The 24,976-nt window shown below is 59.8% G+C and carries 22 protein-coding genes; 18 read left to right on the top strand and 4 right to left on the bottom strand.

Annotation, left to right across the window (positions count from 1 at the left end; translation table 11 throughout):
- Nucleotides 1-205: 205 nt before the first annotated feature.
- On the top strand, nucleotides 206-1,162 hold the full coding sequence (locus CU048_07130) for an aldo/keto reductase (GenBank protein QBR71093.1): 957 nt from the start codon (nucleotides 206-208) through the stop codon (nucleotides 1,160-1,162).
- On the opposite strand, the gene CU048_07125 is transcribed toward CU048_07130, so the two are convergent.
- Both CU048_07125 and CU048_07120 read right to left on the bottom strand, forming a co-directional pair.
- On the bottom strand, nucleotides 1,163-1,915 hold the full coding sequence (locus tag CU048_07125) for an ethanolamine ammonia-lyase (GenBank protein ID QBR71092.1): 753 nt from the start codon (nucleotides 1,913-1,915) through the stop codon (nucleotides 1,163-1,165).
- Complete coding sequence (locus CU048_07120; GenBank protein QBR71091.1) at nucleotides 1,912-3,297, bottom strand: ethanolamine ammonia lyase large subunit; 1,386 nt, start codon at nucleotides 3,295-3,297, stop codon at nucleotides 1,912-1,914. The genes CU048_07125 and CU048_07120 overlap by 4 nt, the downstream gene beginning before the upstream one ends.
- A gap of 264 nt (nucleotides 3,298-3,561) precedes the next feature.
- Here CU048_07120 and CU048_07115 point away from each other — a divergent pair, with 264 nt between their 5' ends.
- Complete coding sequence (locus CU048_07115; GenBank protein QBR71090.1) at nucleotides 3,562-3,858, top strand: stress-induced protein; 297 nt, start codon at nucleotides 3,562-3,564, stop codon at nucleotides 3,856-3,858.
- A gap of 66 nt (nucleotides 3,859-3,924) precedes the next feature.
- Here CU048_07115 and CU048_07110 read toward each other — a convergent pair whose 3' ends face one another.
- Nucleotides 3,925-4,407 (bottom strand): hypothetical protein, encoded by a 483-nt coding sequence (locus CU048_07110; GenBank protein QBR71089.1) that lies wholly within the window; start codon nucleotides 4,405-4,407, stop codon nucleotides 3,925-3,927.
- A 356-nt stretch (nucleotides 4,408-4,763) separates the two neighbouring features.
- Between CU048_07110 and CU048_07105 the strand changes: the two genes are divergently transcribed.
- From CU048_07105 to CU048_07090, 4 genes are all read left to right on the top strand, one after another.
- On the top strand, nucleotides 4,764-5,618 hold the full coding sequence (locus CU048_07105) for a DUF3108 domain-containing protein (GenBank protein QBR71088.1): 855 nt from the start codon (nucleotides 4,764-4,766) through the stop codon (nucleotides 5,616-5,618).
- Between the two features lie 35 nt (nucleotides 5,619-5,653).
- Nucleotides 5,654-6,352: a glutathione S-transferase gene (locus CU048_07100; protein ID QBR71087.1), complete on the top strand. Its 699-nt coding sequence runs from the start codon at nucleotides 5,654-5,656 to the stop codon at nucleotides 6,350-6,352.
- Between the two features lie 487 nt (nucleotides 6,353-6,839).
- Nucleotides 6,840-10,097: a helicase gene (locus CU048_07095; GenBank protein ID QBR71086.1), complete on the top strand. Its 3,258-nt coding sequence runs from the start codon at nucleotides 6,840-6,842 to the stop codon at nucleotides 10,095-10,097.
- Between the two features lie 131 nt (nucleotides 10,098-10,228).
- The gene (locus CU048_07090) at nucleotides 10,229-10,816 is read left to right on the top strand and encodes a hypothetical protein (GenBank protein QBR71085.1); all 588 of its coding nucleotides are present in this window, start codon (nucleotides 10,229-10,231) and stop codon (nucleotides 10,814-10,816) included.
- A 35-nt stretch (nucleotides 10,817-10,851) separates the two neighbouring features.
- Here the strand turns inward: CU048_07090 and CU048_07085 are convergent, their stop codons facing one another.
- Complete coding sequence (locus tag CU048_07085; GenBank protein QBR71084.1) at nucleotides 10,852-11,487, bottom strand: DNA-binding response regulator; 636 nt, start codon at nucleotides 11,485-11,487, stop codon at nucleotides 10,852-10,854.
- 517 nt (nucleotides 11,488-12,004) lie between these two features.
- Here CU048_07085 and CU048_07080 point away from each other — a divergent pair.
- The 12 genes from CU048_07080 to CU048_07025 all read left to right on the top strand — a co-directional run bounded on the left by CU048_07080 (nucleotide 12,005) and on the right by CU048_07025 (nucleotide 24,932).
- Nucleotides 12,005-12,736 (top strand): UMP kinase, encoded by a 732-nt coding sequence (locus CU048_07080; GenBank protein QBR71083.1) that lies wholly within the window; start codon nucleotides 12,005-12,007, stop codon nucleotides 12,734-12,736.
- A gap of 66 nt (nucleotides 12,737-12,802) precedes the next feature.
- Nucleotides 12,803-13,363, top strand: a complete 561-nt coding sequence (locus CU048_07075; GenBank protein ID QBR71082.1) for a ribosome recycling factor — start codon at nucleotides 12,803-12,805, stop codon at nucleotides 13,361-13,363.
- Nucleotides 13,364-13,598: 235 nt separating this feature from the next.
- The gene (locus CU048_07070) at nucleotides 13,599-14,387 is read left to right on the top strand and encodes a di-trans,poly-cis-decaprenylcistransferase (GenBank protein ID QBR71081.1); all 789 of its coding nucleotides are present in this window, start codon (nucleotides 13,599-13,601) and stop codon (nucleotides 14,385-14,387) included.
- A 32-nt stretch (nucleotides 14,388-14,419) separates the two neighbouring features.
- The gene (locus CU048_07065) at nucleotides 14,420-15,304 is read left to right on the top strand and encodes a phosphatidate cytidylyltransferase (GenBank protein ID QBR72733.1); all 885 of its coding nucleotides are present in this window, start codon (nucleotides 14,420-14,422) and stop codon (nucleotides 15,302-15,304) included.
- A gap of 99 nt (nucleotides 15,305-15,403) precedes the next feature.
- Nucleotides 15,404-16,639, top strand: a complete 1,236-nt coding sequence (locus tag CU048_07060) for a 1-deoxy-D-xylulose-5-phosphate reductoisomerase (GenBank protein QBR71080.1) — start codon at nucleotides 15,404-15,406, stop codon at nucleotides 16,637-16,639.
- 363 nt (nucleotides 16,640-17,002) lie between these two features.
- Nucleotides 17,003-18,148: an RIP metalloprotease RseP gene (gene rseP / locus CU048_07055; protein QBR71079.1), complete on the top strand. Its 1,146-nt coding sequence runs from the start codon at nucleotides 17,003-17,005 to the stop codon at nucleotides 18,146-18,148.
- A 296-nt stretch (nucleotides 18,149-18,444) separates the two neighbouring features.
- Nucleotides 18,445-20,895 (top strand): outer membrane protein assembly factor BamA, encoded by a 2,451-nt coding sequence (gene bamA / locus CU048_07050; protein QBR71078.1) that lies wholly within the window; start codon nucleotides 18,445-18,447, stop codon nucleotides 20,893-20,895.
- A gap of 145 nt (nucleotides 20,896-21,040) precedes the next feature.
- On the top strand, nucleotides 21,041-21,925 hold the full coding sequence (locus CU048_07045) for a UDP-3-O-(3-hydroxymyristoyl)glucosamine N-acyltransferase (GenBank protein ID QBR71077.1): 885 nt from the start codon (nucleotides 21,041-21,043) through the stop codon (nucleotides 21,923-21,925).
- Between the two features lie 46 nt (nucleotides 21,926-21,971).
- Complete coding sequence (gene fabZ / locus CU048_07040; protein QBR72732.1) at nucleotides 21,972-22,439, top strand: 3-hydroxyacyl-[acyl-carrier-protein] dehydratase FabZ; 468 nt, start codon at nucleotides 21,972-21,974, stop codon at nucleotides 22,437-22,439.
- A gap of 84 nt (nucleotides 22,440-22,523) precedes the next feature.
- Nucleotides 22,524-23,198: an S-adenosylmethionine-binding protein gene (locus CU048_07035; GenBank protein QBR71076.1), complete on the top strand. Its 675-nt coding sequence runs from the start codon at nucleotides 22,524-22,526 to the stop codon at nucleotides 23,196-23,198.
- A 6-nt stretch (nucleotides 23,199-23,204) separates the two neighbouring features.
- A complete protein-coding gene (locus CU048_07030; protein QBR71075.1) occupies nucleotides 23,205-24,179 on the top strand; it encodes a quinone oxidoreductase in 975 nt (324 codons plus the stop codon).
- Nucleotides 24,180-24,191: 12 nt separating this feature from the next.
- Nucleotides 24,192-24,932, top strand: a complete 741-nt coding sequence (locus CU048_07025; protein ID QBR71074.1) for a DNA repair protein RecO — start codon at nucleotides 24,192-24,194, stop codon at nucleotides 24,930-24,932.
- Nucleotides 24,933-24,976: the final 44 nt, after the last annotated feature.

The following is a 24,976-nucleotide window of genomic DNA, read 5'->3' as shown; positions in this document are numbered from 1 at the left end:
TAGCGTCAGGCCGACTTGGAGATATTCGTTACCCGACCTCTTGAGGCTGGTAGGAAATCAATCTTGGCCGAGCGGTAGATCGCATAGGCATGGCGCCGGGTTCGCGGCGCCGCCGGCCACTTTAAGTTCCGGTGCGAGCGGTTTTTGGCTCGGTCCGGTCTAGCCTGCAGTCGGCGGAGCGTGAGCCTCACCCCGGAGGTTGTGTTTGAAGTACCGCCGTCTCGGTGCGAGCGATTTGCAGATTTCGGCCATTTCGCTGGGCTCTTGGTTGACCTATTCGGGTGGCGTGGAAAAGCGCCAAGCGTCGGCGTGCATCCACAAAGCCCTCGATCTCGGCATTAACTTTTTCGATACCGCCAATGTCTATGGCCGCGGCGCGGCCGAGATCGTGGTCGGAGAGGCGCTCGAAGGCATCGATCGCAGTTCCTACATGCTCGCGACCAAGGTTTTCGGTGCCATGAGCAGCACCGACAGGGGTCTGTCGCGCGCCCAGATTGTGAAGCAGCTTGATGATTCGCTGCGGCGGCTTCGGACCGATTATGTCGACCTCTATCAATGCCATCGCTACGACGAGGACACGCCGCTCGAAGAAACGATGCAGGCTTTGACCGCGGCCGTCGCGCAAGGCAAGACACGCTATATCGGCTTTAGCGAATGGCCGCTCGACAAGATCGAATTGGCCGCGCAAATGGGGGGCGTTGCGCGGTTCATTTCCAGCCAGCCGCAATACTCGATGCTCTGGCCGTATCCGCAAGAGGAAATCTTTCCCCGCTGCGCCGAGCTTGGGATCAATCAAATCGTATGGTCGCCGCTCGCTCAGGGCGTTTTGACCGGCAAGTACAAGCCAAATGCGCCCATGCCACATAGCTCGAGAGCCGCCGATCAATCCATGGGAGCGATGGTTCCGAAGCGCTGGTTGGAAGCCCCGGTCCTGGAGGCTGTTCAAGAGGTGAAGCGCGTGGCCGAGGGTGAAGCCGGCATGACTCTCGCCCAATTCGCGCTTGCCTTTGTGCTGCGCCGAAGGGAAGTAGCCTCGGCCATCATCGGAGCAAGTCGTCCCGAACAGATTGTCGAAAATGTCCGCGCCGCCGAAGCGCAGGTTGCCGATGAGCTTTTGATCAAAGCGGAAGAAATTCTGGCTCCGTTCATTGGCGAGCGTTGATCACGGCATCTCGGTTTGCGGTGCTTGCGGGATCAAAGCCAGCGCTTCATCTTCTTTCAGTGCCGTGCCGGTGCGCCCTATGGTTCTGGCCAGCGCCATGATGGCGAGAATGCGCCGGCTCGCGCTTTCCAGCGAAAGTCCATCGTTCCGGATATTCGAAACACAATTGCGATCGGCGTCCTTGGTGAGGCCCGGCTTCGGATCAAAGGTGATGTAGGCGCCAAGACTATCGCAGGCCGAAAGGCCCGGACGCTCGCCAATCAACACCACAACCATCTTGGCGCCTTGCTTCGCCGCGATTTCATCCCCTAAGCCGACGCGCGCCTGCAACGCAATGACCGGCGGCGCAAAATTGAGGTTTGGCGTTGCCAGCAGCAATTTGCAGAGACGGGCCGCCTGACGCTGGACAGCCGTTGCGGAGAGCCCATCGGCGATGACGATCGTGGCGTCATAAGCGCCGGCCGATAATGCTGCCTCCGAAGTGCCGGAGAGGCGGCGGCCGAGATCGGGCCTCTGCAAAAAGATCATCCGGTCCGCGGCGCGGCTATGGACAAGAACCGGCCTCCAATCGGCAAGCTCCCCCATCAGGCTTGCGTCATCGAGATTGGCTTGAACCGCATCGCGGGCGTGCGCATGCGCCAGTTGAAATTCGAGAACACGGTCTGTCGGCAACGCATCGCCGGTGCGGCCAAGAGCGATCCGCGCGGTCGTCGACTCGCGCAAAAAGCTCCAAAAATCGGTGCTGGATTTCATCGCCGCGCCGCGCCGAGCAGTTGCGCCGCGCGGTTCTGCGGGCTCGGGCGTACCCGCGCAGCGACGTCCATAATTCCGAACGATTTGAGCCAGGTCTCGAACTCCGGAGCCGGCCGCAGGCCAAGGACGGACCGCAGGTAAAGCGCGTCATGATAGGAGGTCGATTGGTAGCCGAGCATGATGTCGTCGGCGCCGGGCACGCCCATGATGTAGCTGCAGCCGGCAACGCCGAGCAAGGTCAAGAGGGTATCCATATCATCCTGATCCGCCTCGGCATGGTTGGTATAGCAGACGTCGACACCCATCGGCAGGCCGAGGAGCTTGCCGCAGAAATGATCCTCAAGGCCGGCGCGGATGATTTCCTTGCCGTTGAAAAGATATTCGGGGCCGATAAATCCAACGACCGTATTGATCAGCAGGGGCGCATAGCGCCGCGCCACCGCATAAGCGCGGGCTTCCATCGTTTGTTGGTCGACACCGTGGTGCGCCTCGGCGGACAGCGCCGCCCCCTGGCCGGTTTCGAAATACATGAGATTGGCGCCGGGTTCGGCGCGGTTCAACGATCGGACGGCATCAAGGGCTTCGTCAAGCAGCGCGAGGTCCACGCCGAACGAACGATTGGCTGCCTGCGACCCCGCGATCGACTGAAAGACAAGATCGACCGGACCCTTCCTCTCGATCACCTGCAAGGTCGTCGTGACATGCGCAAGCACGCAGGATTGGACCGGAATATCGAACCGCAGGCGCAGGTCTTCGATCCGCTCAAGCAGCAGCATGGCCTGCTTGGCGCTGTCGGTCGCGGGATTGATGCCGATGCAGGCGTCTCCGCAGCCGTACATCAAACCGTCAAGAATAGAGGCTCCGATGCCGGACAGATCATCGCTGGGGTGATTGGGCTGGATGCGCACGGCCAGCCGGCCCGGCAGGCCGATCGTCGTTCGAAACCGCGTGACCACGGAAAGCTTTCGCGCGACGGCGATCAGATCCTGATTGCGCATGAGCTTTGAGACAGCCGCGGCCATTTCGGGTGTTATGCCAGCGGCCAGGCCGCTCAGCGTCGCGGTTGTCGCTTCGTCGGACAGCAGAAAATCGCGAAAATCCCCGATGGTCATGGCAGCGATGGGCGCGAAGGCGGATACGTCGTGCGAATCGAGGATGAGCCTTGTCACCTCGTCGGCCTCGTAGGGAATGAGCGGATCGTCCAGAAACCGCCTTAGCGGGACATCGGCCAGGGCCATGCGCGCCGCGACGCGCGCCGCATCGCTGGGGGCCGCGAGCCCGGCGAGCCGGTCGCCGGCGCGATCAGGCGAAGCTTGGGCGAGCAGCGTCCGCAAATCGCCAAAAGCATATCTCGTGCGGCCGGCATGGCTTGCGTAGGACATGAGACTTCCCGATCAAGAAGACGTTATCCTTTTCAACTTACAGTCCGTTTGAGTCGGCTGGACCTATTGAGGGTGCGGTCTGACACCTCGGCCCGCGCCAGGTCGGCTTAACGAGAATTGCCTCGTTTCAATTGCGAGTGATGGCTTAGCCGTCAATTCATGGCGTCTTTTGCCGGTCACGTGAACTTGAAAGCATCCGGGCAACCTTTAACGGTGCAAAACATTACCTATTTAGAGTGGAACAGTCATTTCGAGAGAGGAACAATGAACTCTTCAGCGGAATCTCCCAAGAAGTCGTCCGTCTCGACACGAGGCTTTGCCTCCATGGATCCGGAAAAGCAGCGGGCGATCGCGCGCAAGGGTGGCGAGAGCGTGCCGCACGAAAAGCGCAGCTTTTCCCAGAACCCGAGACTCGCGGCGGAAGCTGGGCGTAAGGGTGGCCAGAGCGTCAACCCCAACAAGCGCAGCTTTTCGCGCAACCATACGCTTGCATCCGAAGCAGGACGCAAGGGCGGTCATGCCTCGCACGGTGGACCCAAAAAACCAGTCGTCGAAGGCTAATGTTATGTGCGGCTCAGAAGCGAGGCCGCGCTGATTCGCGGCCTCGCCTTATCTGAGATTGGGCACTTATAATTTCTTCAGGCTAAGGCCTTTGCCTTCGCTCGCATCTTTTTTCCAGGTGCCGTCCGGTTGCGCGTCGAGATGGGTGATGTGTCCCTTGCGCGCGGTCAAGACGAGACGGCCATCCACGATGCGCCAAGCCATCGGATCGAAAATCACGATCCCCTGATCCCGGCACGCGGGCGATAGGGTGGCCTTGTCGCCGCCTCGCGCCTTCACCTGTCCGTCCAGGGTCAGCATGCACCCGGTATCCTTGCCACCCTCTCGCAAAATGGCATAGCGTCCCGCGACTTCGCTGGGCGTCGTTCCGCCTTGGGAACTCGGCTTTGCCTTGAGTTTGACCTGCGAAATCCCCTCACCGACAAGCTTGGGTAAAAATGCCGCATACGGGACCGCGTCGGCGAAACCGGCCGAATACGCAAAAAGGCTTGCGGCAACGGCTAAGCTCCAACCCCTGATTCGCAAAGGCTGGGAGATGAGAATAGACATTGACCCGGTTGTTGGCCGATGGGAGCGAGCCCCGAAAAAATGAATAGGCTTTTGAGACAAGGACTTGCTCCAACTTTGTTTTGAGAACGGCCTTCGACCGAAAGACGTTCGACGAGGGAAAGCACTCTGCACCAAACAATCGCCCCATGGGAGTGGGTCTTTCGGCGTTTGGCAAGCGCGAAATGAGGAGGGAAGTCTGTCGCCAAGCGGCGCGGGTTGCCCTCGTAGCCGCTTGCCTACGATCCTGCTATCATGCCACTTAGGGCGCCACGATTCGCTGGCTTTCGGGCCATGAAAGCGGCGGATTTGTGAAACAATTTTCGTTGTTTGTGCTCTTTGATCATGGTTGCCGCTAAATGGCTATTTTTCAAGGAAATCTTCTTTTGCGGCACGGGTTGATCCTGGAGTTCGCCCTTGTTTGCGCGGTTGTTTTTTGCCTTGGCCTGACGTCGGGGAAGGCCGATGAATTTCGGGCGCGCTACAGCGTGAGCCTGATTGGTTTTCATATCGGGGAAGCGGCAGCCGTCGGAACCGTCAATCCGACAAATTATCGAATCGACCTGAGTGCCAAGCTGACCGGCGTCGCGGCCATGGTCGCCAATGTGAAGCTCGCGCTGGCTTCGAGCGGTGCCGTCCGCAAGACCGGCGTCGCCCCCTCCACCTATGCGACGACGTCCGCGAATACCCAAGGCACCCGTACGGTTCGGATGTCGCTCGATGCCGGAAACGTCAAAGCCGTAGAGATCTATCCGCCTTTCGAGGACCGGGAAGGTCGCATTCCGGTGACCGAGGCCAACAAGCACAACATTCTTGATCCCACGAGCGCGTTGATCATGGCCGTTCCCGAGGGCCAACCCTTGGTCGGACCGGCAGCCTGCAACCGAACCATCCCGGTTTATGACGGCTACGTTCGTTTCGACGTCACGCTCCGTTATGTCGGGATCAGGGGGGTTTCGGTCAAAGGCTATTCCGGCCCGGTCACGGTCTGTGCGGCCCGCTACACGCCGATCTCCGGCCATAAGCGCGACTCCAAATCGACGAGATTCATGGCCGAAAACCGCAATATCGAGGCGTGGCTCGCCCCGATTCCACGGGCTCATGTTGTGGTGCCGTTTCACGTCGCGTTGATGACATTGGCGGGCGCCGCGGAAATCGATGCCATCGAATTTTCAATCGAGCCTTCCGATGTGACCGCGACGTCCTCGCATTGAGGGTGCGAGGCGGACGCTAAGAGCGGAGAAGGATCATCATCACGCTCTATACATTTGGGCCTTACTTTGGGCTTCCCGACGGAAGCCCTTTTGTCACCAAGGCCATGCTGCTGCTGAAATTGGCGGGGCTGCCCTATCGGACGGACCGCAATGGCTATTTTCGCGCGCCGAAAGGCAAACTGCCCTATATCGACGATGAAGGCACCATCATAGCCGATTCGACGTTTATCCGCTTTCACATCGAGAAGAAATACGGTTTTGATTTCGACTTAGGGCTCACCGCCGAACAAAAGGCCGCGGCTTGGGCCGTCGAAAAAATGTGCGAAGACCACCTTCATCTTGCGCTGTTGGCGACGCGCTGGCTGGACGAGGCCAATTTTTCCAAAGGTCCGGCTCAATTTTTTAAAGCCTTGCCTTTGCCCATCCGGCCTGTGGTCCGACATTTTATGCGCCGGAGAGTCGAAAAAACCCTTCATCTCCAAGGGTTTGGCCGTCATAATTGGGACGAGCGAAACCAACTTGCGATCAAAGACATCCAGGCACTTTCCGATCTGATCGGGGCCAAGGGTTTCTTGATGGGCGAAACGCCCTGCGGGACGGATGCGACCGTTTTTGCCTATGTGGGTCAATTCCTGACCCCGGTTTTCGACACGCCACTCCATGCCGCGGCCGAAAAGTGCAAAAATCTGGTCGATTACCGCGATCGGATTCTGCAACGCTATTTCGACGCCTGACAAACTTCAGGCTCGATTTTTCAGCAACAAATTTCGCTTTTCGCGGTTGACAGAATAGCTGTTCGGAGTCTTCCGAAGGCTCCCCGGAACAGCCCGCCAAGTTCGGCGCTAGCGCCCTCTTTTTACAATCCGTAGGCACGACCTGGCTTTGCCGGTCGATATATTGTGGTGAACAAACAAGGATTTATCGTTCATCAGCGATTCGGGCGCGATTCGTTCGTCTCTCGTTCAAACTGTAAACAATGCTGCTTGCAAGGGCGCCATTGTGATACACACAAGTGCCGTAGTGGGACACACCGGCCGCGATAAAGGTTGGCGAACCCATTTTTAGCGATCAATCGCTTCGCTTGCGGTGATCGTCTGGATTGTGATGGGAGGGGCAAGACAATGGGCCATGACCTCTCCGGGGGCGTCAGATCCTGCCTAGCGGAATTGAATGGGGTCAGCCGCGCGACCTTCCGAGTTTTCTTCTTCGCTGATTAACCACATGAACGTTCCCTTTCCTGTCGGCAAACCCTATCGGCCGGATCGTGCTGCCGTCGTCAACGCCTTGCTCGGGCCGACCAACACCGGCAAGACGCATCATGCCATCGAGCGGATGCTTGCCTATCCCAATGGGATGATCGGCCTGCCGCTGAGGCTGCTGGCCCGCGAGGTTTATAACCGCGCGGTGGAGAAGGCTGGCGTCGACGCTGTCGCCCTGATTACCGGCGAGGAAAAAATAAAGCCGAAATCGGCCCGCTACTGGATCGCAACGGTGGAGGCCATGCCGTCCGATCTCGATCTGGCTTTCGTGGCGGTGGATGAAATTCAGCTCGCGGCCGATTTCGACCGCGGCCATGTCTTCACAGATCGATTGCTGAACCGGCGCGGGCGCGAAGAAACTTTGCTGATCGGCGCCGCGACCATGCAGCGTCTGGTGCGCGAGCTCGTGCCCGGCGTGAAGATTCTTGAACGCCCGCGCCTGTCGACATTGAGCTTCGCGGGCGAGAAAAAAATGACCCGCCTGCCGCGCCGCAGTGCCATCGTCGCGTTTTCCGCCGAGGATGTGTACGCCATCGCCGAGTGGATCAGGCGCCAGCGGGGTGGGGCAGCGGTCGTGCTCGGGGCGCTCTCGCCGCGGACCCGCAACGCCCAGGTCGAAATGTTTCAGAACGGTGACGTCGATTATATCGTTGCCACCGACGCCATCGGCATGGGCCTCAATCTTGACGTCGATCATATTGCCTTTGCAGCCGATCGGAAATTCGACGGTTGGCAGTACCGCCATCTGACGCCGGCCGAATTCGGTCAGATCGCCGGCCGGGCCGGTCGGCACCTTCGCGACGGCACGTTCGGGACGACCGGACGCTGCCAGCCTTTCGAGGCCGAACTCGTCGAAGCGCTGGAGGATCACCGCTTTGAATCGGTCCGAATGCTGCAGTGGCGAAATACAGATCTCGATTTTTCTTCGATCGCGGGTCTTGTCGCCTCGCTCGAGCGTTTGCCAAAGGACCAGGGCCTTGCCCGCGCGCCGCTCGGCGTGGACCAGATGGTGCTCGATTTTGCTGCGCGCGACGAAAAAATCGTTCGCCACGCCAAGACGACGGCCGATATCGCGCGTCTCTGGGAATGCTGCCAAATACCTGATTACCGTAAGCTTTCGCCCGCAGCGCATGCGGAACTGGTCGTTGCGGTCTTCAACTTCATAGTGCGCGCGGGACGGATTCCCGACGACTGGTTTGCCCGCCATGTCGCGGCCCAGGACCGCACCGACGGCGACCTCGACACACTTTCGGCGCGGCTCGCCGAAATCAGGACCTGGACCTTTATTGCCAATCGTTCGGGCTGGTTGCGCGATCCAGCGCATTGGCAGAGTGTCACGCGTCAGGTAGAGGACACATTATCGGACGCTTTGCATGAACGTCTCGCCCAAAGGTTTGTAGACCGAAGGACGAGTGTTCTCATGCGCCGGCTAAGGGAGAACGCCATGTTGGAAGCCGAAGTCACCCAAAGCGGTGACGTGATGGTCGAGGGCCAGCACGTCGGCCAGCTCAATGGGTTTCGCTTCACGGCCGACCCTCAGGCGGCCGGCGAAGCTGCGAAGGCGCTCAACGCCGCCGCGCAAAAGGCTTTGGCGAGCGAGATCGAAGGCCGGGCGAAACGAGTCAACGAGGCGGTTGATGAAGCCTTCATTCTTGCCAATGACGGTCTCATCCGTTGGCTTGGCGAACCGATCGGCAAGATTGGCCCCGGTCCGCATGTGCTCGAACCCCGCGTTACAATTATTGCTGACGAACAATTGACCGGGCAGGCGCTCGAGATGGTGCAGCGTCGGCTCGATCTTTGGTTGGCGCAGCATGTGAACAAGCTTCTCGGCCCACTCGCTGAACTGGAGAAGGGCGAGGGGCTCGAAGGCATCGCACGCGGCATTGCCTTTCAAGTTGCCGAATCTCTTGGGGTTCTCGACCGCGCGCGGGTTGCCGACGACGTCAAAGGTCTTTCCCAGGATGCCCGCGCCGCCTTGCGGAAATTCGGGATCCGCTTCGGCGCCTATCATCTTTATCTGCCGAGCTTGATCAAGCCTGCTCCGCGGGCTCTCGCCGCACAGCTGTTTGCCCTGAAGCATGGCGGCGCCGACGCGGTCAACGGGCTCGATGACGTGCTGCATCTCGCCGCCTCCGGCCGAACCTCGCTCGTCGCCGACAAAGAGGTTCAAAAGAATTTTTACCGGGCGGCCGGGTTTCGGGTGTGTGGGGATCGTGCCGTACGGGTGGATATTCTCGAGCGCCTCGCCGATTTGATCCGACCGGCCGTCAGCTATCGGCCCGGCGCCACGCCTGGCGATCCGCCACCTGGCACAGCCGACGGCGACGCTTTCGTCGTCACCGTGGCGATGACCTCGCTTGCCGGCTGTTCGGGGGAAAGCTTTGCCTCGATTCTTCGTTCGCTCGGTTATGTCACCGAACAACGCAAAGGTCCGGCGATCACGGTCCCCTTGCTGGCCGCCGCGGCCGTCGAGCCTTTGGCCCCCTGCGTCGGGGAACACGCCAAGGGGCCGGACCTGGGTTCGGGAGACAAATCCGTCGAAGAGTCCGCCGAAACAGAAACCAATGCGGAGGCGGCAGGAGAGGCGGCCGACCAGGCGGAAGCCAATCCTCCGCCGGCGCCCGAACCTCCCGTGCCGGAGGAACTGAAGGCGGTGGGGACCGAGACCGCTGCGGCCGAGGGGCTGGCCGCCGAGGCAACGGAAGCGGACGACTCAGCAGGCGCGGAGGGTCCCTCCGAGGTGCTGGAAGAGCTGTCGATCGAAATTTGGCGTCCGCACCGGCAACATCATCACGGTCGTCGCCCCGAGGCCCGGGCGCGAAAAAGGCCGGTCGAGCGATCGGGCGCGGCGTCAAATGCGGTTAGCAACCCTGCTGGTGCGCAGACCGTGCAAACGCCGCCCTCCGTGGAGAGCGCGGAGCCAACAGAGCGCGTCGACAGAAATTTCGCCGCCAGGACGAGGACAGGTCAGGATCGCCGACGCAAGGACGCGGGGGAGGCGCAAGGCCAGACGCGGCCGCGCTTCGACGCCCAGCGTGATCGTCGGCAAGGTGGCGGACAAAATCGCGGCAGACCCGACGACCGTAGGCAAGGGCGCCCCGAGCATTTGGCGACCGAGAAAAGGGCCAGCGAAAGGCCCCCGGACCCGAACTCACCTTTCGCCAAGCTGCTTGTTCTCAAGGCACAGCTGGAAGAAAAGAACAATCCGGACGGCTAGGTGACGCGCGCTGCCAAGGTCGCGAGGTGGAACGCGCAAAAGATTGATGGTAGTAAGGGGTCCTCGAACAAACTTCGACCTAACTGCAATCATATGGGTACTCTGCATTCAACAACCCAAGGAAGAGCCGGATGCGCGACCGATCGATCCTGACCTCAGCGGCGGCATTCGCAAGCTTTTCCATACTGAGTGCTCTCGCGCCGCCGCCCGCGGCCGCTCAGGCGGCCCCGACGGCCGGGCAGGCGTCGGGCTTTGTGCAGCCTTCAGGGGCAGCGCAGGCGCCGCCAGTCACGCAGGTTCCCGTGATCACAAAGGGCGGCGGCGTCGCCGGAACAAGCATCGGCTCGGGCGCGGGACCGAACGGCAGCCGCGCGCTGCTGGTCATCGGCATCGGGCATGTCGGCGCCGGAACCGGCGGGATCGGCTTGGGGGTTGGGAATGCGACGGGAGGTATCTCCGGGACGACCCGGGTCGGAACGGGGGGCCTTCGCGACAACGCGAGCTTGGGAAGCTCGACGGGTGGAATTCTTGGAAATGGGCGTGGCCTGAGCGTAGGAACCGGCGGCATCGGCGATCAAGTTGACGCTGGCAGGGACACGGGCGGAATTCGCGACTCTTCCATCGGCGCGGGGACCGGCGGCATGGCCGACCTCAACAGTCTTGGTGCCGGCACGGGTGGCATCCGTGAGCTGAACGCGCCGAGATTCCGGACGCAATAGCGCTTCAAGTCGTTCAGCTGCTGCGGCGCTGAACCTCAGGCCTTGGTCCTGAGTTCAACGGCGAATTTAATGAGCGCCGGGCTCGTCGCGATGTGCAATTTCTGCTTAACCGCGGAGACAATATTCGCCGCCGTCTTATAGCCGATGGAAAGCGTTGTCGAAATCTCGGTCAGGCTTTTGCCGTCGCCGAGCAAGAGGACGACTTGACGTTCCCTGGCATTGAGATCGCGCAAGGGATCGTCCGCGGGTTCGAGATTGGCCAGGGCAAGATTTTGACCAACCGACTGGCCCAGATAGAGCGCTCCCGCCAAGGCTTTGTCGATTGCACACAGGATCGTGTTGGGATCGTCGTTTTTGGTGACATAACCGAGAGCCCCTTTTTCCAGCGCGCTGGTCACGAAAGTTCCCGCCTCATACATGCTGAAAACCACGATGCGGGCTGTTGCATTATCGCGCAGGAGAGTGGGAATGAGATCGAGGCCGCTCGCGTCCGGCAGTTCGACGTCGAGGACGATCACCTGCGGTAAAACTTGTTGATTCAGGGCGAGGCCTTCCCGCGCCGTGTTGGCTTCGAATGTTTCGAAATCAGGGCGCCTGGCGAAAATACGCCGGCAACCATCCCGAACAATCGGATGGTCCTCGATCAACAGTATCTTGATCCGCTCGTTCATAAAGATTTGCCCATGTTGATACGGCGCTCTTGCAACCTCACCATAAACGCGTCAGCGGGGATTCCCGACTTGCGAAAGCAAGGCTGGCACGATGCTTTCTGACCCGCGATTGGCACTTTCTATGGCTCGCTCAGTTTCTGCAAATGAGCCGAGTCGATGGGGCAAGCCAAGCCAGTCTCCGATTGATTCTTTTTATGGGGCGCGACATAAGTCAGCTTGCATGATCGGCAACCTCGCTTCGTTCAAAATCCTCATCAGGAGGCCCTGGCCATCGGCGCGCTGCAATTGTGGTCTGAATAAGAATTAGAGGAATTCGCATTGCGATTCTTTGTGGTCTTTTGGAGCATTGACCAACCGCTCGCGTGTCGAATCTGGTGAGCCGCCGAGGAGTAGGACTTGACGCTCAATTACAGGCGTGCCCCTTGTAGCTTTGGTTTGGCGAACTCCCCTGAATCTACAATGCGAGCGGGTTTGCGACTAAAGGTTTGCGGTAAAAAACGGAGCAAGTGGCCAGCCAATGTCCGAACGCGGTCTACCCAAATTGTCTTGGCGGCGCATTGTCGTCAAGCTTTCCGGCGAGGCCTTGATGGGCACGCAAAGCCATGGCTTGGACCCGGAAATCCTGTCGCAGATCGCGGCCGATTTGAAGAGCGCGGCGCGACGCGGTGTCGAGGTTGCGGTCGTGGTTGGCGGCGGCAATTTTTTTCGCGGCATCGAAGGGGCCGACAAAGGGATTGAACGGGCGCGAGCGGATTCTATCGGTATGCTCGCCACGGTGATGAATGCGCTGGCCCTTGAATATGCAATCGAGAAGCAAGGCCAGACGGCACGGACTCTGTCGGCCGTGGCGATGCCTTCCCTTTGCGAGGCCTATTCCCGGCAAGCGGCATTGCATCATCTCGGCAAGGGACGGATCGTGGTCTTGGCTGGCGGCACCGGCAATCCGTTTTTTACGACCGATACCGGAGCAGCTTTGCGCGGCGCCGAACTTTCCTGCGATCTCATCATGAAGGGGACGCAAGTCGACGGCGTGTATTCGGCCGATCCGAAGCGCGATCCAACCGCAAAGCGTTACGACCAATTGACTCACGACGAGGCCATTGCCAAGAATCTTGCGGTCATGGATACCGCCGCTTTCGCGCTTGCGCGCGAGAACAGAATTCCGATAATCGTATTTTCGATAAGGGAACCGGGTGCGATCCTCGCCGCGCTGGAGGGAAGAGGTAAAGCCACGTTGGTTTCGCCTTGAGTTTCAAGGGCACTATCTCCGACAAGGCCCTCGACGGGCCGCGGGAGGATAAAGCAAGGTTCCAAGATGAGCGCAGAATTCGACATTTCAGATCTCAGCCGCCGCATGCAAGGCGCAATCTCGACGCTCAAGCACGAATTGGGCGGTCTTCGCACCGGGCGCGCCTCCGCGAGCCTCGTTGAACCCGTGCACGTCGAGGCTTATGGACAATCGATGCCGCTGAGCCAGCTGGCGACGATCAGTGTGCCCGAACCTCGGATGCTGTCGGTTCAAGTCTGGGACAAAGCCATGGTTGGCGCGGTGGACAAGGCAATCCGCAATTCCAATTTGGGGCTTTCTCCGACCGTCGAAGGCCAAGTCCTGCGGATCCGGATTCCCGAACTCAACGAACAACGGCGCAAGGAAATGGCGAAGGTCGCGCATAAATATGCCGAAGAGGCGCGGATTGCGGTTCGTCATGTCCGCCGCGACGGGCTCGACACCTTGAAAAAGCTGCTCAAGGACAAAACCATCGGCGAGGACGACGAGAAACGCCATGAGACCGAGGTTCAGAAAGTGACCGACCGTTTCGTCGGCGAGATCGATTCCGCGCTGGCGGCAAAAGAAACCGAAATCATGCAAGTGTGAACCGCCAGGATCTGCTATAGACATCGAGGGATGGAAGTTCGACGCCGACCGGACTTGCGATCCGGCAGAGACTCTTTAAAGACCTCTCGAACTTCGTTTCATCGTGCCCAATCGGCTGTTTGACCTATTGCCTCGGCGGAGGCGCTCTGCGCACCATGCCTCGCCGTCTGCATAACTAAGAGGACGCCAACACCTATGCCACGGCGGCTGGCGACCAGGATATAATGAACCATCCATGATCACCGACGAGACAACGCTTCCTGCGCAAAACTGCATGTCCGGCATTCCGGTGCACGTGGGCGTGATCATGGACGGCAATGGGAGGTGGGCCGCCAAGCGCGGCCTCCCCCGGATCGAGGGCCACCGGCGCGGATTGGAAGCCCTGCGTGAAACGGTTCGCGCGGCGATCGATTTCGGGCTCGACTATCTGACCGTTTACAGTTTTTCCATGGAGAATTGGAATCGGCCGGTCGAGGAGGTCGCCGACCTCATGGGTCTTCTCAAGCGCTTTATCCGCAATGATCTCAATGACTTGCATAAATCTGGCGTGAAGGTCAAGGTGATCGGCGCGCGGGACAATTTGAAGGCCGAAATCCGCGCCCTGCTTCAGGAGGCCGAGGATCTCACAAGGGCCAACACCCGCCTGACGTTGATCGTCGCGTTCAACTACGGAAGCCGGCAGGAGATCGCCGCGGCGGCGCGGGCGCTGGCGCTGGACGCAGTAGCCGGCAAAATCAAGGCGACCGAAATCGACGAGACCCTTCTTTCCTGCCATCTGGATACCGCGGGGATCCCGGATCCCGACCTCATCATCCGCACCTCGGGCGAACAGCGCCTTTCGAATTTTCTGATGTGGCAGGCGGCCTATACCGAATTCGTATTTCTCCCCGTGCACTGGCCGGATTTCGACCGGCAGGCTTTCACCGCCGCTTTGGCCGAGTTTTCGGCGCGGGAACGGCGTTTCGGCGGCGTGACGGGGCAGGATGGGAATGGTAAGGTTCTGACCGGCACGACCCAAAAATGAATCTTGTTGCCGAGACATCTGCCCTGCCCACCATGCCGAACGATGCCGCCGACGTGCCGGGCCAACAGCCCCGGGCAACCAATTTATATCGGCGGCGCGGGTTAGCCGATCTCCTGCCGCGCGCGGTTTCCGCCGCTGTCTTGATGGCCGCGGCACTTTCTTCCGTCTGGCTGGGCGGCGGGCTTTTCATACTCATTTGGCTTGTCGCCGCCTTGGCGGTTGCTCTCGAATGGCAAAACCTGATCGCTGCCCGCTTTCTGCGCCTGCGGCTTGGTTTGGTGGCTGTGGCGTTCATTCTGGCCGCGATTTTTATCCATCGGGCTGAGTTCGCCGCCGCCTGCGCGATCCTTGCCGTCTGTGGGTCTTTATTGGCCCTTGCCGCAGGCTCGGGCCGCAGGGTTTGGGCTTTTGCGGGGGCGGTTTATGGCGGGGCTTTCCTGGTTTCCGTCAATGCGCTCCATGGATCGACGGACTATGGCGCGCGCTCCATCTTCTGGCTATTCGCGACGGTTTGGAGCACCGATGTGTTCGCCTATTTCGGCGGCCGGCTTATCGGGGGCCCAAAGCTCTGGCCAAAAATCTCCCCTTCTAAAACCTGGTCCGGCACGTTGACGGGGATCCTCGCCGGCGCGGTCGTTGGTGCGGCGGTCGCCGTTTACGGTCCGGGCGATCCCTGGCGGGCGGTGCCGATTTTCGTCCTCGGGCTCGTCACGGCGACCGTCTCGCAAGCTGGCGATCTGTTCGAATCCTGGGTAAAGCGATGCTTCGGTGCTAAAGACTCCAGCGGTTTGATTCCGGGCCATGGCGGTTTCATGGACCGGCTCGATGGATTTGCGGCTGCCGCGGCCTTCGCAGCCGTTTTTGGGGCCGCTCGCGGGCTGTCCTCGGTCGCGGCCGGTCTCTTCGACTGGTATTAAGAGCCGGAATCAGGCTTGGTATCTGGATTGCAGCAGTTTCGCAGGGCGAAACGTTCATCCGCCTCGCTCGGAAAAACTTGGGAAGGCGAACGAAGCGGCATGGAGAAAATCACCAAATTGCAGCAAGCGCGTGCCGCCGAACATGACGTTCGCAGCGTGGTGATCCTGGGCGCGACCGGCTCCATCGGAACGTCCACAGCCGCCATTATCTCAGGCTCCGGCGGCGCCTTTCGCGTCGAGGCCGTCGCGGGCGGGCGGAACCCCAAGGCTTTGGCGCGGCTCGCACGTGAGCTCGGCGCGAAATTCGCGGCCCTTGCCGATCCCTCCGGTTATGCTGATTTGAAGGAAGCCTTGGCCGGCACGGCGATTGAAGCGGCTGCGGGTGGCGACGCCGTGATCGAGGCCGCTTTGCGCCCTTCTGATATCGTCATGGGCGCGATCGCCGGTACCGCCGGGGTCGAGCCAACCTTTGCCGCGCTGTCGGCCGGCCGCACGGTCGCCCTTGCCAACAAAGAATGCCTGGTTTGCGCCGGACCGGCTTTCATGCGTCAAGCGGCGATCTCCGGCACCAAACTATTGCCTGTCGACAGTGAACATAATGCAATTTTCCAGGCGATGGGCGACGCGGACCTCGATATGATCGAGATGATTACTTTGACCGCTTCGGGCGGCCCGTTCCGGTCCTGGACCAGCGAGGCGATCGCCAACGCCACTCCCGAACAAGCACTGACCCACCCCAATTGGTCGATGGGGCCGAAGGTCACCGTGGATTCGGCAGGCCTCATGAACAAAGGCTTGGAAGTGATCGAGGCCCATTATCTTTTTGGCATTGACGCGGCGCGGCTTGACGTCCTCGTCCATGCCCAATCAGTGGTCCATGGTCTCGTCGCCTTTACCGACGGCTCGGTCACGGCGGGCCTTGCCGCGCCGGACATGAAAGTTCCGATTGCGCATTGCCTCTCCTATCCAAACCGGATTGCGACCGCTGCCCGCAGGCTCGATTTAGCGGCGGTCGGCCAACTGACGTTCGAGCGCCCCGATCTCGACCGTTTTCCGGCCTTGCGCGTCGCCATCGATGCCTTGCGGACCGGACGCGGCCTTCCGACCGTGCTCAATGCCGCCAATGAGATCGCGGTGGAGGCTTTCTTGAACCGGCTCATCTCATTTCATGAGATTGCCCGAATGTGCGAGCAGGCCTGCAATTCGGCGCTGGCGGACGGAATTGCGCGCGAGCCGGAGTCGGTTGCCGATGCTTTGGCAATTGATCAGCTTGTACGCGAAAGGGCGCGCACCCATTTGCCTCAGCAGGGTGCTGTTCGCGCCTCGGTTTGTTGATCCTGCTTTGAAGACGCAATTGAAGCTTGTCGCACCGCTAACCTATTTTTGATTTTACTCTTCGCCGCAAATCGCCTCTGCATGGCGCGAGGTTGGACAAACTGTTGAAAACGGACCACGATAGGGTTGTTTGCGATCCTTGTTTGGAGAGCGAACTGCCGCGGTTTGGCTCAAGACGAGTCCGGCCATTGAAGCAGGATTTACTCGCGGCGGAATCTGCTCAAAGCAAGGGCAACTTGACCGGGGCCGTTTCCATGGAACTAACCTGGGGCCTCTTATTTAAACTATGCACGATCTAATTCGAAGCAGAGCCGGGTCTTTTCGGGATCGTGCCGATGAGATTGAGATCCGCTAGGAGTTCTAATGTCGATCCTCACCCATATTTGGTCGCTGGCCGGATATATCGTGCCCTTCCTTTTCGTGCTGAGCCTGGTGGTTTTCTTTCACGAACTCGGACATTTCCTGGTCGGACGCTGGTGCGGCGTGAAGGTGGATGCATTCTCGCTCGGCTTCGGACCCGAGCTTTTTGGCTTTAACGATCGCTATGGGACCCATTGGCGGGTCGCGGCCTTTCCCCTCGGCGGATATGTCAAATTCCATGGCGACGCCAACGGTGCGTCGGTCACGGACGAAGCGGCCGCCGCGGCCATGTCGCCGCAAGAACGGGCGGTCAGCTTTTTCGCGCAAAAGGTCTGGAAGCGTGCAGCGATCGTCGCGGCCGGACCGATTGCCAATTTCATTCTGGCCATCGTCATTTTCAGCGGCATTTTTTACGTCAGTGGCCGGGCGATCCTTTTGCCTGTCGTGGATGGCGTGGCCGCCGGAAGCGCCGCCGAGGCCGCCGGCTTTATGCCGGGCGACCTGATCGTTTCGATCGGGGACGCCAAGATTCGCAGCTTCGAGGAAATGCAGCGGGTCGTGCAGACCGCCAGCGACACGGCCTTGCCCTTTACGGTCGATCGGAACGGCAAGCTGGTCGAACTGGTCGCCACGCCGCGCCGCCGCGACGTGGTGACGCCGTTCGGGACAACCCGCGTGGGCGTCCTGGGGGTAGAATCAAAGGGTAAGCCCGAGAATTGGCATACCCAGCGCTATGGGCTCCTCGAATCGGTCAGGCTCGCCGGATCGGAAACCTGGTACGTCGTAGCCCGGACCGGCGGTTACATCGGCGGCCTTATCGCCGGAAATGAATCCACCGATCAATTGTCCGGACCTATTCGGATTGCCGAGGTGTCGGGAGCGATGGCCAAGATCGGCTTTGCGGCGTTGCTTAACCTTGCCGCAATTCTGTCTATTTCAGTTGGGATGCTTAATCTCTTCCCGATTCCACTCCTCGATGGTGGACATCTTTTATATTACGCAGTGGAGGCGGTTCGCGGCAAAGCGATCAATGAAAAGGTGCAGCAGTTCGGCTTCAAGATCGGCCTCATGTTGGTGACGAGCTTGATGATCTTTGCAACCTATAACGACGTCATTCATACCACTCGGCAGCTGATGCATTGGGAGTAGTCCAACGGCGGCACGCTGCTTGGACATCGATCGGTCTCAAAGTTGTCATACCGCTCAGGCAAAGCATTAACCTTGTTGCTTAATGCTTTGCTCACCTCAATGCGTGTCTTACCTGCCACGCTCCCTATAAAACGCTGAACTAAGACGAAACTTGATTTGCAGCGGAGGTCAAAGCTTGTAAAAGCAACGCTTGTTGAAGGCTGGTACAGCTCTTGAGATTTGGGCAACATCAGTTGAATCAACTATCTGGCGCCCGTGGTTTTTCGGCGTTCGCGTATTTGGGGACCGGTCTGACAATGCAATTCATGCGTAACTTTCAAGCCCGGCTCACTGTCGCAATTGTTGCTCTTGCGTGGCTCATCAGCTGTAGTTCGGGCGCTTTTGCCGAGGGCGTTTCGGTCCAAGGCAATAAGCGCGTGGATTCCGAGACGATCGCTTCCTATTTCACCGGTTCCGATCAGGCGGCCATCAACAAGGGCGTCAAGGATCTCTATGCCACCGGCTTGTTTTCCGACGTTCGCGTCAGCCGGGCTGGCGGCCGCGTTGTCATCAGCGTCTCTGAAAACAACATCATCAATCGCGTCGTTTTCGAAGGCAACAGCAAGGTCAAGACCGAGACGCTGACGGTTGAAGTTCAATCGAAGTCGCGCGGGCCTTATAGCCCCGCCATGGTCGACGCCGATATCGAGCGCATCAAGGACGTCTACCGCCGTTCAGGTCGCGCCGCGGCCAAGGTGAGGGCCCGGACAGTCGATTTGCCGAACGGCCGCCTCGATGTCGTCTTCACCGTCGACGAGGGCGACAAGACCGGCGTGAAGGCGATCAATTTCGTCGGCAATGTTGCCTATTCCGGCGGCAAGCTCCGCGATCTCATGCAGACGACGGAGATGAACTTCCTCTCCTTCTTCAAGACTTCCGACGTCTATGATCCAGATCGGATCGCATCGGACCTCGAACTCATCCGTCGCTTCTATCTCAAGAACGGCTATGCCGACTTTCATGTCGTCGGTTCGGACGCTCAGTTCGACCCCGAGCAAGGCGGCTACATCATCACGATTACCGTCGAGGAAGGCGCCCAGTATATGGTCGCCGCCGTCAATGTGGAATCGCATATCCCCGATATCGACGCTGCCGCTTTGATGCCATTGGTGCGTCTGTCGGCCGGCGATATCTATAACGGCGACATGGTCGAAAAGACCGTCGATTCGCTGACCAAGGAAGTTGGCAAGCACGGGTTCCCCTTTACGCAGGTCCGCCCCCGCGGTGACCGCGATCCCGTGACCCATACCGTCACGATCGCTTTCGTCCTCGATGACGGGCCGCGAGTCTATATCGAGCGGATCGTCGTGCGGGGGAACACAAGGACGCGCGATTATGTCATTCGGCGCGAATTCGAGGTGGGTGAGGGCGATGCCTATAATCGCGTCCTTGTCGATAGGGCCGAACGCAGACTCAACAACCTCGGCTTTTTCAAAAAAGTAAGAATCACCAACGAACCAGGCTCGACCCCGGATCGAGTGATCATCGTCGTCGACGTTGAGGATCAGCCCACCGGTTCTCTATCGGTGTCGGGCGGTTATTCGACCACCGACGGCTTCATCGCCGACGTCGCCGTGACCGAAACGAACTTCATGGGTCGGGGCCAATATGTTCGGCTTGCGGTGTCCGAGGGCCAATACAGCCGCGGCGTCGACTTCAATTTCACCGAACCCTATTTCCTCGGCTATCGCTTGGCCGCGGGCTTCGATCTCTATGCGAAGAAAAGCGATGCTTGGCGCTATTCTTACTACAACAACTTCATAACCGGCGCGACGCTTCGCCTTGGCTTGCCGGTGACCGAAGAAATCACCTTCTCGCCGCGCTATTCGATCTACCGCACGGATATCTCCATCCCGAATAATTCGCGGCGTCCGTATAATGATTGTTCGTCGCCGATTTATGGGATCACGCCGGGCTTCCCCGTGCAGAATCAGAGCTTCCTCTATAATTGCTTGACCAACGGCGAAGCCTCGCTTGCCTTGAAGGAAGCGGAAGGTCCATTCCTGACTTCGATGGCCGGCTACACGCTCGGCTATAATAGTCTCGACAACAACAAGAACCCGACCTCCGGGATCTATGCCGAATTGCGCCAGGATGTTGCGGGTCTTGGCGGCGATGCGCGCTTTGTACGCACGACCGCCGATCTCCGCTTCTACCATCCGATCTACGATCAGATCATCGGGCTTATTCACCTGCAGGGCGGCGATATCCAAAGCTTTGGCAGCAACAGCACGATCCGCATCGTCGACAATTTTAATTTGGGCCCGAGTCTGGTCCGCGGGTTTGCTCCCTCGGGTATCGGCCCCCGCGACGTGTCGTTCGGCACCAACCCACAGGGTAACCCGCTCGGCGGCACCAAATACTACGGTGCCAGTATTGAGGCTCAATTCCCGATTTACGGCATGCCGAGAGATCTCGGTCTGAAGGGAGCTCTCTTCGCCGACGCCGGCACCTTGTATGGATTTACCGGGCGGACCAATTTTAGCCCGAACGGCGTCTGCACGCTGAATGACGTCGCGCCGGCATTCACCCAAGGCAATTGCATTACGGTCGGCGCGGACTCGGCGTTGATTCGGACCTCGGTCGGTGCTTCGATCATCTGGTCGTCGCCGCTTGGGCCCATTCGCTTCGACTTCGCCAAGGCCCTCACCAAGAACCAGTACGATCAGACTCAGTTCTTCCGCTTTACCGGCGGCACCACTTTCTGATCCTTCCGAGTTCCTCCGCTGGCGGTGCGTTCCGCCAGCGATCTCACCCCAATTTGACGAAGGCAGTGGCGGTTTTCGTCAGTTCGGCGACTGGGGAATGGACGAGAGCGAATTTCCCGGGACGGCCTGAAACGGGGATGCTCCCATGAGCGAACCAATCTTCTTTCCGCGGGCTGTTTCCGTTTCGCTGGCTGAAGTCGTTGCCTGCACCGGTGCAACCGTCGGCCAAGGCGCGGATCTCTCCGGGGTTATCCGGGGCGCGGCGCTGCCGGAGGACGCGGAAGCGGGCGAAATCACCTTCTTTGAGGCTTTGCCGAACATTGAGCTTCTGGAAACGGGCCGCGCCAGCGCCTGTTTCGTGCGGCCCCAGCATGCGGGCCTGATTCCCCCAAGGACTTTGGCCCTGGTCGTCGAGGATCCTTATCGGGCTTTCGCCCTCGTTCTGCGCCGAATATTCCCTCAGGGCGATCGGTCGTGCTCGCTGTTTGGCACCGTGGGGATCAACCCGGGCGCTTCGATCCATCCCGAGGCGCGCCTCGAACTTGGCGTGATCGTCGATCCGGGCGTCGTCATCGGACCCCGCGCCGAAATTGGCTCAGGCACGGTGATCGGCGCAAATAGCGTCATTGGTGCGGACGTCCGTCTGGGCCGCGATTGCACAATCGGACCTCAGGTCACGATTTCCCACGCGCTGATCGGCGACAGAGTCGCTTTGCATGCCGGCGTGCGAATCGGCCAATATGACCCGGTCGCCTTTGCCGCGCTTGAAGGGCCGCAGTTTCCCAAGGCGCCGGACATTGGCCGCGTCATCATTCAGGACGCTGTCGAGATCGGCGCCAATTCGACGATCGATCGCGGCGCGATCGGCGACACGGTCGTCGGCGAAGGCTCGAAAGTCGATAATCTCGTACGGGTCGCTCATAATGTCACGATCGGCCGCCATTGCGTTATTCCCGCTCAGGCTGTCTTATCTGCGGGCTCGCGCCTTCAGGACTTTACCGTTTTAACGGGTGCGGCCGGCGTTTCCTGATCAAGCAAACGCGCTCCAACACCGCAATAGGGGGGAAGGCAAGAAGATGAGCGAGGCGGCGACGGAAACCATCGAAACTTTGGACATTCTGCGTTTGTTGAAATCGCTGCCTCACCGATATCCGTTCTTGATGGTCGATCGTATCATTGAGGCGAGGGGCGACGAGTCCGGGATCGGCATCAAGAATGTCAGCATCAACGAGCCGCAATTCCAAGGCCATTTTCCAGAGCGCCCCGTGATGCCCGGCGTTCTTCTGATCGAAGGCATGGCCCAGACCGCCGGCGCACTCTGCATCAATGCGCATTTAAAAGGGAAGGCGCCGCTCGTTTATTTCATGAGCATCGACAAGGCCAAGTTCCGTAAACCCGTGGTCCCTGGCGATCGGGTCGAATTCCATATGACCAAGACCAATCGGCGCCGGACCATGTGGTGGTACAAGGGCCGCGCGCTGGTCGACGGCATTCTGGTCTGCGAGGCGGAAATCGCTGCCATGCTGGCCGATGAAGCTGTATAGTTTCACCCATTGCTATCGATAAAGCCGCCGGTCCTGCGGCGAATCACCTATGCTCAAAGTCCCGCCGGCATTGGGACAGGGCCCATGAAATCCGATTCAAGTTTCAGCCCCGCCTCCATCGATCTCCTGACCGCTGCGGCAGGCGCGCGGTTCAAGACGATCTTGGCGGATCCGCCCTGGCGGTTCCAGAATAAGACCGGCAAGGTCGCCCCCGAACATCGGCGCCTTTCCCGCTATGCCACCATGGCTCTGGAGGAAATTGGCGCGCTCCCGCTGGCCGAGATCGCGGCCCCGACGGCGCATCTTTATCTCTGGTGTCCGAATGCGCTTCTGCCGGACGGACTGCGTGTCATGTCCGACTGGGGATTTACCTACAAAGCCAATATTGTCTGGCACAAGGTCCGAAAAGACGGGGCATCGGACGGCCGCGGCGTCGGTTTTTACTTTCGCAACGTGACGGAACTGATCCTGTTTGGCACGCGGGGGAAGAACGCGCGAACTTTGTCACCGGGTCGAAGGCAAGTAAACTATCTAGCGACACGCAAACGCGAACATTCGCGCAAGCCGGACGAGCAATATAAGCTTATTGAATCCTGTTCGCCTGGTCCTTATCTCGAATTATTCGGTCGCGGCGTGCGTCCCGGCTGGGTAACCTGGGGCGACCAGGCGGATGACTCCTATCAACCTGCCTGGAACACCTATGCTCACAATTCCAGCACGGATCGCACGGCATCGATTGCGGCCGACAGAAGGGACTGAAACATCATGACAAAGACGGTCCGTGTTCACGAGGTCGGCGGTCCGGACGTCATGCGGATCGAAGATATTGAGTTGCCGCCGCCCGGGCCCGGGGAAGTGCTTCTCCACAACCATGCGATCGGGGTCAATTTCATCGACACTTATTTTCGCAGCGGCGCTTACCCTGCTCCCTCTCTCCCCTTTACGCCCGGCAATGAATCTGCGGGGGAAGTGATCGCGGTCGGCAAGGGGGTCAAGGATTTCAAGCAGGGGGACAGGGTCGCTTGTGTCCATAATTTTGGCGCCTATGCCGAGGTGCGGCTGATCGAGGCGGATCGTCTCGTCAAATTGCCAAAGAGCATTTCCTATCAGACCGCCGCGGCGATGATGCTGAAGGGGCTCACCGCGCAATATCTGCTGCGTCGAACTTTTAAGGTGAAAAAGGACGACACGATTCTGGTTCACGCGGCGGCGGGCGGGGTCGGCCTCATCCTTTGCCAATGGGCGAAGGCCCTGGGCGCGACCGTGATCGGAACGGTCGGCTCGCCCGAAAAAGCAAAGCTTGCCAAGAAGGCTGGGGCCAAACATGTCATTCTTTATCGCGAAGAAGATTTTGCCGCGCGGGTGAAGCAAATCACCAAGGGAAAGCTTTGCGACGTGGTCTATGACGGGGTCGGCAAGGCGACCTTTCCGGCCTCGCTCGATTGCCTCCGGCCGTTTGGAATGTTCGTGAGCTTCGGCTCGGCTTCGGGTCAGATCGAGGCTTTCAATATTACCCTTCTCTCTTCCAAGGGCTCCCTCTACGCGACCCGCCCGTCACTGCATACTCACACGGCGAAACCCGAGGATTTTCGAAAAATGGCCCGCGACCTTTTCCGCGTGGTCGACAATGGCGACGTCAAGATTCCGCTGCACCGGACCATGCCGCTCGAAGACGCGGCCAATGCCCATCGCGCCCTCGAAGGCCGCGAGACGACGGGCGCGACCGTCCTCATTCCATAGTCCGGAGCCCGCATGGAATGGCGCGATGACGGGCTCATCATTGGACTGAAGAAGCATGGCGAGACGAGCGTCATCCTTGAGGCGATGACGCGCGCGCATGGGCGACATTTCGGTCTGGTCAGGGGCGGCCGCTCGCGACGCATGCAGCCATATCTGCAACCCGGCAATCAAGCCGAACTCGTCTGGCGGGCCCGGCTCGACGAACATCTCGGTACATTTTGCATCGAGCCGGGGAAATTGCGGACCGAACATTTGATGGCGAGCGCGGAAGCACTCCATGCGATGGGGCTCGTTGCGGCCTTGCTGCGCCTTGCCGCCGAGCGCGATCCGCACCCCTTGCTTTATGAGATGGCCATGCAGATTGCCGACGATGTCCAGAGGCCGGAAAATTTGCCGCCGCTCGTCGTCCGCTTCGAGGCCGAAATTCTGACCGAAATGGGGTTCGGTCTCGATCTCGCGCAATGCGCGGCGACGGGTGCCACCGACGATCTCGTCTATGTCTCGCCGAAATCCGGGCGCGCCGTCTCCAAGGCCGCGGGCGAGCCGTACAAGACCAAGCTGCTGCGTCTGCCGCCCTTCTTGCAAGGCGAAACCCTGCTCGACGGGTTGCCCTTAAGCGACATCCGCGACGGGTTCAGGCTGATGGAGTTTTTCCTGATGCGCGACCTCTACGGGCCGCGGGGACAGGGCTTGCCGGAGGCGCATGGCGCCTATCTCACGGAACTCGCCAAGCGGCCGGGCTGGGCCGCGTAAAGTCGATCCTAAATTAGATATTGCAGCAATTGGCGTGAGCGTTG

It is taken from the genome of Beijerinckiaceae bacterium (assembly GCA_004564215.1).
GTDB lineage: Bacteria > Pseudomonadota > Alphaproteobacteria > Rhizobiales > Beijerinckiaceae > Methylocapsa.
Note: the sequence above shows the minus strand (reverse complement) of the source record. Positions and strands in the feature narration are given on the sequence as shown.

Bases quoted from the DNA above. Each gene is read 5' to 3' on its own strand.
- CU048_07125 (QBR71092.1), bottom strand. From the start codon at position 1,915: ATGAAATCCAGCACCGATTTTTGGAGCTTTTTGCGCGAGTCGACGACC.
- CU048_07120 (QBR71091.1), bottom strand. From the start codon at position 3,297: ATGTCCTACGCAAGCCATGCCGGCCGCACGAGATATGCTTTTGGCGAT.
- CU048_07115 (QBR71090.1), top strand. From the start codon at position 3,562: ATGAACTCTTCAGCGGAATCTCCCAAGAAGTCGTCCGTCTCGACACGA.
- CU048_07110 (QBR71089.1), bottom strand. From the start codon at position 4,407: ATGTCTATTCTCATCTCCCAGCCTTTGCGAATCAGGGGTTGGAGCTTA.
- CU048_07105 (QBR71088.1), top strand. From the start codon at position 4,764: ATGGCTATTTTTCAAGGAAATCTTCTTTTGCGGCACGGGTTGATCCTG.
- CU048_07095 (QBR71086.1), top strand. From the start codon at position 6,840: ATGAACGTTCCCTTTCCTGTCGGCAAACCCTATCGGCCGGATCGTGCT.
- CU048_07090 (QBR71085.1), top strand. From the start codon at position 10,229: ATGCGCGACCGATCGATCCTGACCTCAGCGGCGGCATTCGCAAGCTTT.
- CU048_07085 (QBR71084.1), bottom strand. From the start codon at position 11,487: ATGAACGAGCGGATCAAGATACTGTTGATCGAGGACCATCCGATTGTT.
- CU048_07080 (QBR71083.1), top strand. From the start codon at position 12,005: ATGTCCGAACGCGGTCTACCCAAATTGTCTTGGCGGCGCATTGTCGTC.
- CU048_07075 (QBR71082.1), top strand. From the start codon at position 12,803: ATGAGCGCAGAATTCGACATTTCAGATCTCAGCCGCCGCATGCAAGGC.
- CU048_07070 (QBR71081.1), top strand. From the start codon at position 13,599: ATGATCACCGACGAGACAACGCTTCCTGCGCAAAACTGCATGTCCGGC.
- CU048_07065 (QBR72733.1), top strand. From the start codon at position 14,420: ATGCCGAACGATGCCGCCGACGTGCCGGGCCAACAGCCCCGGGCAACC.
- CU048_07060 (QBR71080.1), top strand. From the start codon at position 15,404: ATGGAGAAAATCACCAAATTGCAGCAAGCGCGTGCCGCCGAACATGAC.
- rseP (QBR71079.1), top strand. From the start codon at position 17,003: ATGTCGATCCTCACCCATATTTGGTCGCTGGCCGGATATATCGTGCCC.
- bamA (QBR71078.1), top strand. From the start codon at position 18,445: ATGCAATTCATGCGTAACTTTCAAGCCCGGCTCACTGTCGCAATTGTT.
- CU048_07045 (QBR71077.1), top strand. From the start codon at position 21,041: ATGAGCGAACCAATCTTCTTTCCGCGGGCTGTTTCCGTTTCGCTGGCT.
- fabZ (QBR72732.1), top strand. From the start codon at position 21,972: ATGAGCGAGGCGGCGACGGAAACCATCGAAACTTTGGACATTCTGCGT.
- CU048_07035 (QBR71076.1), top strand. From the start codon at position 22,524: ATGAAATCCGATTCAAGTTTCAGCCCCGCCTCCATCGATCTCCTGACC.
- CU048_07030 (QBR71075.1), top strand. From the start codon at position 23,205: ATGACAAAGACGGTCCGTGTTCACGAGGTCGGCGGTCCGGACGTCATG.
- CU048_07025 (QBR71074.1), top strand. From the start codon at position 24,192: ATGGAATGGCGCGATGACGGGCTCATCATTGGACTGAAGAAGCATGGC.